The following is a 12,794-nucleotide window of genomic DNA, read 5'->3' as shown; positions in this document are numbered from 1 at the left end:
GGTCAGTCCACCGTGACGTAGTCGGGGCCGGAGTACCGGCCGGTGCTGAGCTTCTGCCGCTGCATCAGCAGGTCGTTGAGGAGGCTGGACGCGCCGAAGCGGAACCACTCGGCGGTCAGCCACTCCTCGCCCAGCGTCTCGTTGACCATCACCAGGTACTTGATCGCGTCCTTGGTCGTCCGGATGCCGCCGGCCGGCTTGACGCCGACCTGCACGCCGGTCGCCGCGGCGAAGTCCCGGACCGCCTCCAGCATCAGCAGCGTGACCGGGGGCGTGGCGTTCACCGCCACCTTGCCCGTCGAGGTCTTGATGAAGTCGGCGCCGGCCAGCATCGCGAGCCAGGAGACCCGCCGGACGTTGTCGTACGTCTGGAGCTCGCCGGTCTCGAAGATGACCTTCAGGTGGGCGGCCGAGCCGTCGGGCCGGGCGCACGCCTCCTTCACGGCCTTGATCTCCTCGAAGACCTCCAGGTAGCGGCCGGAGAGGAAGGCGCCCCGGTCGATCACCATGTCGATCTCGTCGGCGCCGGCGGCCACCGCGTCCCGGGTGTCGGCCAGCTTGACCGGCAGCGCGGCCCGGCCCGCCGGGAAGGCGGTGGCGACCGAGGCGACGTGGATACCGGAGTCGCCGAGCGCCTCCTTGGCGACGCCGACCATGTCCGGGTAGACGCAGATCGCGGCGACCTTGGGGGCGGTGCGGTCGGTGGGGTCGGGGTGGACGCCCTTGGCGCACAGCGCCCGGACCTTGCCGGGGGTGTCCGCGCCTTCGAGCGTCGTCAGGTCGATCATCGAGATGGCCAGGTCGATGGCGTACGCCTTCGCCGTGGTCTTGATCGAGCGGGTGCCGAGCGTGGCGGCGCGGGCCTGGAGCCCTACCGCGTCGACGCCGGGGAGTCCGTGCAGGAAGCGGCGCAGCGCTCCGTCCGAGGCGGTCACGTCCGCCATCGACGCCAGGCGCCCCGCGGCCTCCTTGCCGTATGCGGGAACTGTGGTGGGCATGGTCACGAGGGGAGCATATCTACGCGCGTAGCGACATGCCAGCCCCCGGATCGGGGTGGGGATGGGCCGGCCCGGCGGAGGGGCGGGGCGGGGTGGGACGGGGCGGGCCGCAGGCTTCCGGAGGCTCGCAGGCCCGCCGGCGCCGCGCCCCGGGCGCCCGCCCGCGCCACCGCCGCCGCCACCACCACCGGCCACGACACCGTCGACTTCGATGCCGTAACGCAATGTCCGGCTTCCGGACGGTCGGGCAGAATCGGCGGCATGACGAGCCAGGAACGGTCCACCACCCCCGCGCCGCAGTACGCGCAGCGCAGCTACCGCGCCCCGGCGGCCCTGGTCGGCGGCGCGCTGCTCATCCTGCTCGGCCTCTGGCTCGGCGCCGACGCCCTGCTGCGCGGCACGCCCCACACCAAGCTCGTCGCGCTCTTCGTGCTGCTCCTCGGGGTGCCGCTGGTCGCCGCCTTCTCCCTGCGGCCACTGGTGCGGGCGGACGAGGACCGGCTCCTGGTGCGCAACCCGTTCCGCACCATCACGCTGCCCTGGTCCGCCGTGGAGGAATTGCGCGCGACCTTCTCCGCCGAGGTGTTCACCACCGACGGCAAGTACCAGCTCTGGGCCGTCCCGGTCTCGTTGCGGCAGCGCAAGAAGGCCGCCCGGCAGGCCTCGCGTGGCGCCGGCGCGACCCGCCCCCGCTTCGGCCTCAACGCCGACGCCGGCCCGCCGCCCAAGGCGATGGCCGACCAGACCCTCGCCGAACTCCGCGACCTCAAGGAACGCGCGACCCACCGCGAGACCGCCCAGGGCGAGCCCCAGGTGCGCTGGTCGTACGCGATCCTCGCCCCGGCCGCGGTGGGCGCGGTGGGGCTGGCGGTGATGTTGGCGTTGTAGGGGGCGAGCGGGCTCGCGAGTGCGTTCCCGTGCCTGGCGGATGAGGCAGCAGGCCCGCCCCCGCCCCGCCCCCACGCGACGGCGGCCCCCGATCCTCGATCGCAGGGCCGCCGTCGTCATGCGTGACGAACCGTCAGATCCCGGCCGCCGTCGACAGGTCCTTCTTGAGGGCTGTCAGGGTTGCCGTTGCCTTGGTGCGGGCGGTCGGGAGGTCCCCCGCTTCGCTCACCGGGACCACGACCTCCAGGTAGCACTTGAGCTTGGGCTCGGTGCCGCTGGGGCGGACGACGACGCGGGCCGCCTCGATGCCGTGCTCCGGGGTGCCCGTCAGGTAGTAGCGCAGGCCGTCGGTCGGGGGGAGGTCGGGGCCGCCCTCGCTGAGGTCGTCGGCGCGGGAGACCGCCAGGCCCGCCAGGGTCGTCGGGGGCTGGGCGCGCAGGCGGCGCATCGCGTCGGCGATCAGGGACAGGTCCTCGACGCGCACCGAGAGCTGGTCGGTGGCGTGCAGGCCGAACTCCACGGCCAGGTCGTCGAGGAGGTCGGACAGGCCGCGGCCGGCCTGCTTCAGCTCGGCGGCCAGTTCGGCGATCAGCAGGGCGGCGGTGATGCCGTCCTTGTCGCGGACGCCCTCGGGGTCGACGCAGTAGCCCAGCGCCTCCTCGTAGGCGTAGCGCAGGCCGTCCACCCGGGCCAGCCACTTGAAGCCGGTCAGCGTCTCCTTGTAGGGGAGGGGGGCGCCGGCCGCGATACGGGACATCAGCTGGGAGGAGACGATCGTGGTCGCGAAGGTGCCGGTGGCGCCCTTGCGGACCAGGTGCGCGGCGAGCAGCGCGCCGACCTCGTCGCCGCGCAGCATCCGCCAGCCCTCGGGGGTGCCGGGGGCGGGGACGGCGACGGCGCAGCGGTCCGCGTCCGGGTCGTTGGCGATCACGATGTCGACGGTGCCGGGGGCCTGGGACCGGGCGGTGGCGAACGCGAGGTCCATCGCGCCCGGCTCCTCCGGGTTGGGGAAGGCGACCGTCGGGAAGTCCGGGTCCGGCTCGGCCTGTTCGGCGACGACCGCGGGGGCGGGGAAGCCGGCGCGGGCGAAGGCGGCGACGAGGGTGTCCCGGCCGACGCCGTGCATCGGGGTGTAGACGACGCCGACGTCCCGGGCCGAACCGGCAGTGAGCACCGCGTCGGTGCGCTCCAGGTAGGCGGTCAGGACGGTGTCGTCCAGGGTTTCCCAGCCGGACTCGGGGCGGGGGACGTCGGCCAGGGAGCGGACCGCGGCGATCCGGTCGGCGATCGCGGCGTCCGCGGGCGGGACGATCTGGGAACCGTCGCCGAGGTAGACCTTGTAGCCGTTGTCCCGCGGCGGGTTGTGGCTGGCGGTCACCTCGATCCCGGCCACCGCGCCCAGGTGCCGGATGGCGAACGCGAGGACGGGGGTCGGCAGCGGGCGCGGCAGGACCGCGGCGCGCAGGCCCGCGCCGACCATGACCGCCGCGGTGTCCCGCGCGAAGTCGGCGCTCTTGTAGCGGGCGTCGTAGCCGACGACCACCAGGCCTCCCCCATCCTGACCGCTGTCCTTCAGGTAGGCGGCGAGGCCGGCCGCGGCCCGGATGACCACCGACCGGTTCATCCGCATCGGGCCGGCGCCCAGCTCGCCGCGCAGCCCGGCGGTGCCGAACTGGAGGGTGCCGGCGAACCGGGCCGCCAGCTCGTCGTGCCGGTCCGCCTCGATGAGCGCGGCCAGCTCGGCCCGGGTCTCCGGGTCCGGGTCCTCGGCCAGCCACGCCTGTGCCCGGCCGATCAGCTCCGCGGGAACGGTAGCCACCTGATGCTCCTGCCTGTGGGTGCGATGTGGGGGATGCGGGCCGGCGTACGGGCCGTCCTGCGGCGGCCGTACGGCCCGTACGACGCCGGCGCCGCGGTCCCGCCGCCGGGAGGGGCGGCAGGTCCGCGCGGGCGGTCCCGGTGACGGCCGGACCTGGGCCCGGCCGTCGGTCTCCCGCCTGCCGCCCGGCGCCCGGCACGTGCTCCGGGCGGACGGCGGGAGGGTGACGCGGTCGACTAGTGCCGCGGCAGGCGACGTTTGCCCGTCAAGGAGCGGCGTCCGGTGCGGCGAGAGTGCGTGCCGGGCGCCGCGACGGGGCGAACGTCGCCTGTTGCGGCGCTAGATCCGGCCGAGGACCTGGCCGAGCAGTGTGCCCATCCGGGTCGCCGAGTCGCGGCCCGCCTGGAGCACCTCCTCGTGGTTGAGCGGTTCGCCCGTCATGCCGGCGGCGAGGTTGGTCACCAGGGAGAGGCCGAGCACCTCGGCGCCGGCCTCGCGGGCGGCGATCGCCTCCAGGACGGTGGACATGCCGACCAGGTCGGCGCCCATGGTGCGGAGCATCCGGATCTCGGCCGGGGTCTCGTAGTGCGGGCCGGGGAGCTGGGCGTAGACGCCCTCCTCCAGGCTCGCGTCGACCTCCTTGCACAGCGCGCGCAGCCGCGGCGAGTACAGGTCGGTCAGGTCGACGAAGTGGGCGCCGGCGATCGGGGAGGTGGCGGTGAGGTTGAGGTGGTCGCTGATGAGCACCGGCTGGCCGGGGCGCATCCCGTCGCGCAGACCGCCGCAGCCGTTGGTGAGCACCACGGTCTTGCAGCCGGCGGCGACGGCGGTGCGGACGCCGTGCGCGACCGAGGCGACCCCGCGGCCCTCGTAGAAGTGGGTGCGGCCGAGGAAGACCAGGGCGCGCTTCTCGCCGATCGTGTACGAGCGGATCGTGCCGCCGTGGCCGGCGACGGCCGGCGCCGGGAAGCCGGGCAGCTCGGTGACCGGGAACTCGTGCTCGGGGGCGCCCAGGGCCTCGGCGGCCGGGGCCCAGCCGGAGCCCATGACCAGCGCGACGTCGTGCTTCTCGGCGCCGGTGAGCTCGCGGAGACGGGCGGCCGCCGCGTCCGCGGCGCCCTTCGGGTCGATGTCCGGGGTAACAGATGCGTTCACGCGGACGAGGGTAGCCGGTAATCCCCTACGCGCGTAGATGCCGCTGCCCACGGGGTTGTGGGCGTCTGCTCGCGGTGTGTGCCGAGGCGCCGCGCGGGGCCCGCGGCGGGCCGGGAGCGGCCGCGTCAGCAGGGGCGCTTGCGGATCTCCATGACGTAGTCGTGCGGCGCGCCGGCGGATTCGGCGGCATCGGCGATCTCGCCCAGATAGCGGGCCGAGGGGAGGCCGCCCTCATAGCCGTTGAGGACGTAGATCCAGGCGGTCTCGTCGCCTTCGAGGGTGTGCACCCGGGCCCGCATCCGGCGGTAGATGTCCAGGCCGACGCCCTCCCAGCGGTCCATGGACTCCTCGTCCATGGGGGCGATGTCGTAGAGCGCCACGAAGAGCTGGGAGCCGGGGTCCTCGACCACCGTCGCCAGGGCGCCCTCCCAGCCCATCTGCTCGCCGCCGAACGTGAGCCGCCAGCCGCTGAGCCAGCCGGTGCCGCGCAGCGGGGAGTGCGGTGCGCGGCGGGACATCAGCCGGGCGTCGAGGTTGCCGGCGTACGCGGCGTAGAGCGACATGCTTCCGAGGGTACGGGAGGTTCCTTGTCGGGCCCGTGGTACCGGAGGTTCGTTCGAGGGGCCGGGGAGAGCGCGCGCCGGGCCGCCCGCCGAGGGCGCCCGGGCCCCCTCGCCGGGCGGCTGCCGCCCGGCGGACGGGGGCCCGTCGAGGGGGCCCGGCGCCCCCGGGCGAGAGGCACCGACGGGCGTGCGGGACAATGGAGTACGTGACTCGGATCGTGATCATCGGTGGTGGACCCGGCGGATACGAAGCGGCCCTGGTGGCGGCCTCGCTCGGCGCGGAGGTGACCGTCGTCGACTGCGACGGTCTGGGCGGTGCGTCGGTGCTGACCGACTGCGTCCCGTCGAAGACGCTCATCGCCACGGCCGAGGTGATGACCACCTTCGACTCCTCCTACGAGGAGCTCGGCATCATCGTCGAGGACGACACCCCCTACAAGGAGCGCCCCGCGCGGGTGGTCGGCGTCGACCTAGGCAAGGTCAACCGACGGGTCAAGCGGCTGGCGCTGGCCCAGTCCCACGACATCACCGCGTCCGTCACCCGCGCCGGCGGCCGGGTGGTGCGCGGCCGCGGCCGGCTGGAGCCCGGCCAGGCGCCGGACGGCTCGCGCAAGGTCACGGTCACCGCCGCCGACGGCACGACCGAGGGCCTGATCGCCGACGCGGTGCTGATCGCCACCGGCGCGCACCCGCGCGAGATCCCGGACGCCCAGCCGGACGGCGAGCGGATCCTGAACTGGACGCAGGTCTACGACCTCACCGAGCTGCCCGAGGAGCTCATCGTCGTCGGTTCCGGTGTCACCGGTGCCGAGTTCGCCGGTGCCTACCAGGCGCTCGGCTCCCGGGTCACCCTCGTCTCCTCCCGCGACCGGGTGCTGCCGGGCGAGGACCCGGACGCGGCCGCCGTGCTGGAGGACGTCTTCCGCCGCCGCGGGATGAACGTCATGGCGCGGTCCCGGGCGCAGTCCGCGAAGCGGGTGGGCGACCGGGTCGAGGTCACCCTTGCCGACGGCCGGACGATCTCCGGCACGCACTGCCTGATGGCGGTGGGCTCCATCCCGAACACCGAAGGGATCGGCCTGGAGGGCGCCGGCGTCCGGCTCAAGGAGTCCGGGCACATCTGGACGGACAAGGTCTCCCGCACCTCCGCCCCCGGCGTCTACGCGGCCGGCGACTGCACCGGCGTGTTCGCGCTGGCGTCGGTCGCCGCCATGCAGGGCCGGATCGCGATGTACCACTTCCTCGGCGACGCGGTCACCCCGCTCAACCTCAAGACGGTCTCCGCCAACGTCTTCACCGACCCCGAGATCGCCACCGTCGGCTACACCCAGGCCGACGTCGACCAGGGCGTGATCGACGCCCGGGTGGTCAAGCTCCCGCTGCTGCGCAACCCGCGGGCCAAGATGCAGGGCATCCGCGACGGCTTCGTGAAGCTGTTCTGCCGCCCCGGTACGGGCATCATCGTCGGCGGTGTGGTCGTCTCGCCGCGGGCGAGCGAGCTGATCCACCCGATCTCCATCGCGGTGGACAACAACCTGACGGTCGAGCAGATCGCCAGCGCCTTCACGGTCTACCCCTCGCTGTCCGGCTCGCTCGCCGAGGTGGCCCGCCAGCTGCACACCCGGAAGTCGGCCGGCGCGTGACCGGCGCCCGCCGGCGCACACCGGGCGCCGTGCGGGCCAGGTGACGTAAGCGGACCCATGGAATGTTTGTGCCCATGGTGGGCACTTGGGGTGAAACGGTCCTGCACGGGTGGGATCGGGCGCCTCGTTCCATGGGCCTGAGGTCGGTCGCCGAAGAGGACAACTGACCAGGCAGCGCGCGGATTTGAACACGCACGGTGACGAGGATCGGGGCATGTGCATGCCGCATACCACGTCATGCGATGCCGTGTGAACAACTTCCGTTAATTGGTGCAACCTGCTGAAAACAGACGGTCGTTGGCGTTACTGTCAGTTTCGTGTTCGCTGCAGAACGTCGCCAATTGATCCTAGAAATGGTGCGCGCCAACGGGGCGGTTTCGCTCCGTGAGCTCGCCCGTGTCGTCCAGACCTCCGAAGTGACCGTACGGCGCGACGTGCGGGCGCTGGAGGCAGAGGGACTGCTCGACCGCCGGCACGGCGGAGCGGTCCTGCCGGGAGGCTTCACCCGGGAGTCCGGCTTCCCGCAGAAGTCCCACCTCGCGACCGCGGAGAAGACGGCCATCGCCGATCTCGCGGCCGGTTTCGTCGAGGAGGGCGAGGCCATCGTGGTCGGCGCCGGGACCACCACCCAGGAGCTGGCCCGCCGGCTCGCCAGGGTGCCCGGCCTGACCGTCGTCACCAACTCCCTGCTGGTCGCCCAGGCGTTGGCCCATGCCAACCGCGTCGAGGTGGTGATGACCGGCGGGACCCTGCGCGGTTCCAACTACGCGCTGGTCGGCAGTGGTGCCGAGCAGTCGCTCCAGGGACTGAGGGTCTCCCGTGCCTTCCTGTCGGGCAGCGGTCTGACCGCCGAGCGCGGGCTGTCCACCTCCAACATGCTCTCCGCCAGCGTCGATCGGGCGCTGGTGCAGGCGGCGGGGGAGGTGGTGGTGCTCGCCGACCACACCAAGCTCGGCTCCGACACCATGTTCCAGACCGTGCCGACGGACGTCATCACCCGGCTGGTGACCGACGAACCGCCGGCCCACGACGACCGGGCCGCCACCGAGCTCCAGGCGCTGGCCGACCAGGGCGTCCAGATCTCGGTCGCCAGCGGCGCGCTGCCCGGCCAGGGACCGGCCCAGCCCGGTATGGACGCCACGCCGCCGGAGCGCCGGGGCCCGCGGCGGGACGTGCCGCTGCCGGGCCAGCGGCGCAGCCACCCGGGCGGTGCGGCCGGTGCGCCGCAGTTGCGCCCGGCGGGCCCGCTGGCGGACGGCCGGGTGGCCGACCTGGCGCCCCGGCGCCGCTGAGCCGACGGGAGCGCGGGCGCCGGGCGGAGCCGGTCCGGCGCCGCCCGCCCCGGGGCTCCTGCGGCTGACCGGACGGGCCCTGCCCAGGGCCTGTCCGGGCCCTAAGGGGCGTCCGCCTGGTCCGTCGCGTCCGCCTTCAGGCCGCGCAGGGTCAGGGTCAGCAGCCGGTCGGCCAGTTCCGGGTCGTCGGGGGACTCCTCGGCGGCCAGCGCGATGCCGTTGGTGAGCTGCATCAGGTCGCCGATGACGACGTCCCGGCGCACCGCCCCGGCCCGTTGGGCGCGGGACAGCAGCGCGGCCCCGGCCTCGCCCAGCGGCACGCTGCACCGCGCCATCCCCGAACTCTCGTCCGCCGACGCCGTCATCAGGGCCCGCGACAGGCCCCGGTAGGTGCTGGCGTGGGTGATCAGCGTGCGCAGCCAGTCGACCAGCGCGGCACACGGCTGCGGGGCGTCGGCCAGCTCCCGGGCGTAGGCGCGCAGCGCGTCCACCTCGCCCTGGAAGACCGCGCCCATCAGGGCGGTGCGGTTGGGGAAGTGCCGGTAGAGGGTGCCGATGCCGACGCCGGCCCGGCGCGCGATGTCCTCCAGCGAGGTGTCCGTGCCGTGCTCGGTGAACGCCGTCCGGGCCTCGGCCAGCAGCCGTTCGTAGTTCCGGCGTGCATCGGCCCGCATGGGGCGTACCGCGGGCGTCTCCTCGGGCGCGGCCCCCGCCGCCCGCCGCTGCCCTGCCGTCTCGGTCGCCATCCGCCGTCCTTCCTCGATCCGGCCGGTCCCCGGTCCGGTCGTCCTGCTCCGACCTGCCGGCCGGCCCACCCCGGCCCGTGCGGGGAACTCCCCCCGCAGGCATTCTCGCCGTACCGCGCGGGGCGCGGGGAGAGCGCACCGTACGCGGACCCCGAGCGGGCGGAGCCGCCCGGCCCGGATGCGTCCAGCATGCCATCGCACCGCCGGTGGCCGGGGCGGGGCGCGGGCGCCGGGCTCCGGTGGACGGGCGGCGGCCGGCCGATGACGCCCCGGCGTACCGCGTGCATCGGGCCGGCGAACACCTCGGAAAGGCCGCAACGCCGCCCTTTCACAGGTCATCAAACCAGGCGCACAGAGGCCTTGCGGGGACGTCCGCAGGCCGTCCAGGAAGTCTGGGGAAACTACTGATGGGACTGACCAGCCGGCCCCTGCTCTACGCCGTGATCGCCCTCGCCGTGGCCTGTGTGGGGCTCACGGTCTGGCTCTGGCCGCGGTTCGCCGGGCGGGGATCGCGGGCGGTGCTGGGGCGGCTCGGGGTGATCGCCGGGACCCAGGTGGCGATCGTGGCGGTGCTCGGCCTGGTGGTGAACACCAACTTCCAGTTCTACGCGTCCTGGCACGAGCTGCTCGGCCTGTACGACGGGGCGCCCGAAGCGGTCGGCAAGTGGGGCGACGAGGGCAGGGCGGGGCCGGCCGGCGACCCGTCGAAGGGGCTGGTGCAGGCGTCGGGCCCGGAGGGGCTGGACAAGGTGCACGGCGTGCCCAAGGGGCCGCCGGAGAAGAACGGCAAGGTCGAGACCGTGCGGATCGTCGGCAAGCGGACGAAGGTGGTGGACCCGGCCTACGTCTATCTGCCGCCGCAGTACTTCCAGAAGCAGTACGCCCGCCAGCGGTTCCCGGTCGTCGTCGCGCTCAGCGGCTACCCGGGCGGGATCTTCCTGCTCGGCCAGCACCTGCGGCTGCCGGAGACCGCCGGGAAGCTGATCCGTGACGGCTCCCTCCAGCCGACCGTCATCGTGATGCTGCGGCCCACCATCGCGCCGCCGCGGGACACCCAGTGCGTCGACGTCCCCGGCGGCCCGCAGGCCGAGACGTTCTTCGCCCAGGACGTCCCCGAGGCCCTGAGGTCGCGCTACCGGGTGGGCCGCGACCCGGGCGCCTGGGGCGTGCTCGGCTACTCCTCCGGCGGCAGCTGCGCCCTCCAGCTCACCATGCGCCACCCGGGCACCTACACCGCGGCGGCCGCCCTCTCACCCGACTACAAGGTCGCGGGCGACCCCACCACCGGCAACCTCTTCGGCGACGACAAGGACCGCGGCACCCGCCGCGAGCAGCACGACCTGATGTGGCGCCTGGCGCACCTGCCCGCCCCCGACGTCAACGTCCTGATCGGCACCAGCCGCACCGGCGAGAAGAACTACCCGGCGGCGCAGGCGTTCCTGGCCGCGGTCCGCCCGCCCATGAAGGCGGACGCGATCGTGCTCGACCACGGCAGCCACAACTTCGCCACCTGGCGGCGCGAACTGCCCGCCGCGCTCCAGTGGATGAGCCGGACGCTGGTGTTCCCGGAGGAGGACGCGGGGAAGCCGTAGCCCCCGCAGCACCGCGCGCACGGAAATGGGGCGGGCTCCCGGTACCGAGAGGTACCAGGAGCCCGCCCCCTGCGGTCCGGAGAGCCGCGTCAGTCCTTGATCTCGCAGATCACCGCGCCGGAGGTGAGGGCCGCGCCCACCTCGGCGGCCAGGCCCTTGACGGTGCCCGAGCGGTGCGCGTTGATGGGCTGCTCCATCTTCATCGCCTCCAGGACGACGACCAGTTCGCCCTCGGCGACCTGCTGGCCCTCCTCGACGGCGACCTTGACGATGGTGCCCTGCATCGGGGAGGCCAGGGTGTCACCGGAGGCCGCGCTGCCGGTCTTCTTGGCGGCCTTGCGCTTGGGCTTGGCGCCACCGGCGACCGCGGCGCGGGCCAGCGGCATGCCCAGCGAGGAGGGCAGCGAGACCTCCAGGCGCTTGCCGCCGACCTCGACGACGACCGTCTCGCGGGTGTCCGCCTCGGCCTCCTCGCCACCGGGCGCGGCGAACGGCTTGATCTCGTTGACGAACCCGGTCTCGATCCAGCGGGTGTGGATCGTGAACGGCTCGGTGGAGCCGGTGAGTTCGGGGGCGAACGCCGGGTCCGTCACCACCGTGCGGTGGAACGGGATGGCGGTGGCCATGCCCTCGACCTGGAACTCGTTCAGCGCGCGGGCGGCGCGCTGGAGCGCCTGCTCGCGGGTGGCGCCGGTGACGATCAGCTTGGCCAGCAGGGAGTCCCAGGCCGGGCCGATGACCGAGCCGGCCTCGACACCGGCGTCCAGGCGGACGCCGGGGCCCGACGGCGCGTCGAACCGGGTGACCGTGCCGGGCGCGGGGAGGAAGTTGCGGCCCGGGTCCTCGCCGTTGATGCGGAACTCGAAGGAGTGGCCGCGCACCGCCGGGTCGTCGTAGCCGAGCTCCTCGCCGTCGGCGATCCGGAACATCTCGCGGACCAGGTCCAGGCCGGTGACCTCCTCGGTGACCGGGTGCTCCACCTGGAGGCGGGTGTTGACCTCCAGGAAGGAGATGGTGCCGTCCTGGCCGACGAGGAACTCGCAGGTGCCGGCGCCCTCGTAGCCGGCCTCCTTGAGGATGGCCTTGGAGGCGCGGTACAGCTCCGCGTTCTGCGCCTCGCTCAGGAACGGCGCGGGGGCCTCCTCGACGAGCTTCTGGTGGCGGCGCTGGAGCGAGCAGTCACGGGTGGAGACGACGACCACGTTGCCGTGCTTGTCGGCCAGGCACTGGGTCTCGACGTGCCGGGGGCGGTCGAGGTAGCGCTCGACGAAGCACTCGCCGCGGCCGAAGGCGGCGACCGCCTCGCGGACCGCGGAGTCGTAGAGCTCGGGGACCTCTTCGAGGGTGCGGGCGACCTTCAGGCCGCGGCCGCCGCCGCCGAACGCCGCCTTGATGGCGATCGGCAGGCCGTGCTCCTTGGCGAAGGCGACGACCTCGTCGGCGCCGGAGACCGGGTCCGGGGTGCCGGCGACCAGCGGGGCGCCGGCGCGCTGCGCGATGTGCCGGGCGGCGACCTTGTCACCGAGGTCGCGGATGGCGTGCGGCGGCGGGCCGATCCAGGTCAGGCCGGCGTCGAGCACGGCCTGGGCGAACTCGGCGTTCTCGGAGAGGAAGCCGTAGCCGGGGTGGATGGCGTCCGCGCCGGAGTCGGCGGCCGCCTGGAGGACCTTGGCGATGTCCAGGTAGCTGGTGGCAGGGGTGTCACCGCCCAGGGCGTAGGCCTCGTCCGCGGCACGGACGTGCAGAGCGTCCCGGTCGGGGTCGGCGTAGACCGCCACGCTCCCGATCCCGGCGTCCCGGCATGCACGGGCAACGCGGACAGCGATTTCGCCACGGTTGGCGATGAGCACCTTGCGCACGATGGGTCCTTCCTGGGCGCTACGCCGCAACACACTGAACGCAGCGAGTTTAGGGACTGGCGACACCGCGTGCCGACCCGTTCTCCGGGGTGAGCTTGCCCACACGGAGCGTGCGCGCGGCGGGGGTGAGGGGCCTTGAGTCCGTTGGAATCCCAGGGTAGGCCCGGATCGGGCGGCTCTGGCTCGCGGCGCGATGTGGCCTAGGTCTCGAACCGCGGACGTCCGGCGAACCGTCAATT

General features: G+C 73.8%; 10 protein-coding genes. 4 read left to right on the top strand and 6 right to left on the bottom strand.

Translation table 11 applies throughout. The annotated features are described in order from the left end of the window. Nucleotides 1–2: 2 nt before the first annotated feature. Nucleotides 3–998, bottom strand: a complete 996-nt coding sequence (gene deoC, locus ACIQE0_RS03515) for a deoxyribose-phosphate aldolase (protein ID WP_366331167.1) — start codon at nt 996–998, stop codon at nt 3–5. A gap of 261 nt (nt 999–1,259) precedes the next feature. Here deoC and ACIQE0_RS03510 point away from each other — a divergent pair, with 261 nt between their 5' ends. Then, complete coding sequence (locus tag ACIQE0_RS03510) at nt 1,260–1,886, top strand: PH domain-containing protein (RefSeq protein WP_366331168.1); 627 nt, start codon at nt 1,260–1,262, stop codon at nt 1,884–1,886. Nucleotides 1,887–2,019: 133 nt separating this feature from the next. Here the strand turns inward: ACIQE0_RS03510 and ACIQE0_RS03505 are convergent, their stop codons facing one another. The 3 genes from ACIQE0_RS03505 to ACIQE0_RS03495 form a co-directional block, all read right to left on the bottom strand. Then, a complete protein-coding gene (locus ACIQE0_RS03505; protein ID WP_402328766.1) occupies nt 2,020–3,705 on the bottom strand; it encodes a phospho-sugar mutase in 1,686 nt (561 codons plus the stop codon). A 339-nt stretch (nt 3,706–4,044) separates the two neighbouring features. Next, complete coding sequence (locus tag ACIQE0_RS03500) at nt 4,045–4,860, bottom strand: purine-nucleoside phosphorylase (RefSeq protein ID WP_366331174.1); 816 nt, start codon at nt 4,858–4,860, stop codon at nt 4,045–4,047. Between the two features lie 125 nt (nt 4,861–4,985). Further along, nucleotides 4,986–5,423 carry a gamma-glutamylcyclotransferase gene (locus ACIQE0_RS03495; protein ID WP_366331175.1) on the bottom strand — a complete coding sequence of 146 codons (438 nt, stop codon included), beginning with the start codon at nt 5,421–5,423 and terminating at the stop codon, nt 4,986–4,988. 197 nt (nt 5,424–5,620) lie between these two features. Between ACIQE0_RS03495 and ACIQE0_RS03490 the strand changes: the two genes are divergently transcribed. Together ACIQE0_RS03490 and ACIQE0_RS03485 are read left to right on the top strand one after the other, a co-directional pair. After that, nucleotides 5,621–7,066, top strand: coding sequence for an NAD(P)H-quinone dehydrogenase (locus tag ACIQE0_RS03490; protein ID WP_366331176.1), 1,446 nt, complete (start codon nt 5,621–5,623; stop codon nt 7,064–7,066). A 317-nt stretch (nt 7,067–7,383) separates the two neighbouring features. Continuing rightward, the gene (locus ACIQE0_RS03485) at nt 7,384–8,358 is read left to right on the top strand and encodes a DeoR/GlpR family DNA-binding transcription regulator (RefSeq protein ID WP_366331177.1); all 975 of its coding nucleotides are present in this window, start codon (nt 7,384–7,386) and stop codon (nt 8,356–8,358) included. Nucleotides 8,359–8,459: 101 nt separating this feature from the next. Here the strand turns inward: ACIQE0_RS03485 and ACIQE0_RS03480 are convergent, their stop codons facing one another. Further along, nucleotides 8,460–9,104: a helix-turn-helix domain-containing protein gene (locus ACIQE0_RS03480; RefSeq protein WP_366331178.1), complete on the bottom strand. Its 645-nt coding sequence runs from the start codon at nt 9,102–9,104 to the stop codon at nt 8,460–8,462. A gap of 407 nt (nt 9,105–9,511) precedes the next feature. Here ACIQE0_RS03480 and ACIQE0_RS03475 point away from each other — a divergent pair, with 407 nt between their 5' ends. Further along, nucleotides 9,512–10,696 carry an alpha/beta hydrolase gene (locus ACIQE0_RS03475; RefSeq protein ID WP_402328762.1) on the top strand — a complete coding sequence of 395 codons (1,185 nt, stop codon included), beginning with the start codon at nt 9,512–9,514 and terminating at the stop codon, nt 10,694–10,696. Between the two features lie 89 nt (nt 10,697–10,785). On the opposite strand, the gene ACIQE0_RS03470 is transcribed toward ACIQE0_RS03475, so the two are convergent. Continuing rightward, on the bottom strand, nt 10,786–12,555 hold the full coding sequence (locus ACIQE0_RS03470) for a biotin carboxylase N-terminal domain-containing protein (protein ID WP_366331180.1): 1,770 nt from the start codon (nt 12,553–12,555) through the stop codon (nt 10,786–10,788). Nucleotides 12,556–12,794: the final 239 nt, after the last annotated feature.

Source organism: Streptomyces sp. NPDC093097 (assembly GCF_044754325.1).
Classification (GTDB): domain Bacteria; phylum Actinomycetota; class Actinomycetes; order Streptomycetales; family Streptomycetaceae; genus Streptomyces.
The sequence above is the reverse complement of the archived record's forward strand: the minus strand, read 5'-3'. Positions and strand labels throughout refer to the sequence as shown.

Bases quoted from the DNA above. Each gene is read 5' to 3' on its own strand.
- deoC (WP_366331167.1), bottom strand. From the start codon at position 998: ATGCCCACCACAGTTCCCGCATACGGCAAGGAGGCCGCGGGGCGCCTG.
- ACIQE0_RS03510 (WP_366331168.1), top strand. From the start codon at position 1,260: ATGACGAGCCAGGAACGGTCCACCACCCCCGCGCCGCAGTACGCGCAG.
- ACIQE0_RS03495 (WP_366331175.1), bottom strand. From the start codon at position 5,423: ATGTCGCTCTACGCCGCGTACGCCGGCAACCTCGACGCCCGGCTGATG.
- ACIQE0_RS03490 (WP_366331176.1), top strand. From the start codon at position 5,621: ATGGAGTACGTGACTCGGATCGTGATCATCGGTGGTGGACCCGGCGGA.
- ACIQE0_RS03480 (WP_366331178.1), bottom strand. From the start codon at position 9,104: ATGGCGACCGAGACGGCAGGGCAGCGGCGGGCGGCGGGGGCCGCGCCC.
- ACIQE0_RS03475 (WP_402328762.1), top strand. From the start codon at position 9,512: ATGGGACTGACCAGCCGGCCCCTGCTCTACGCCGTGATCGCCCTCGCC.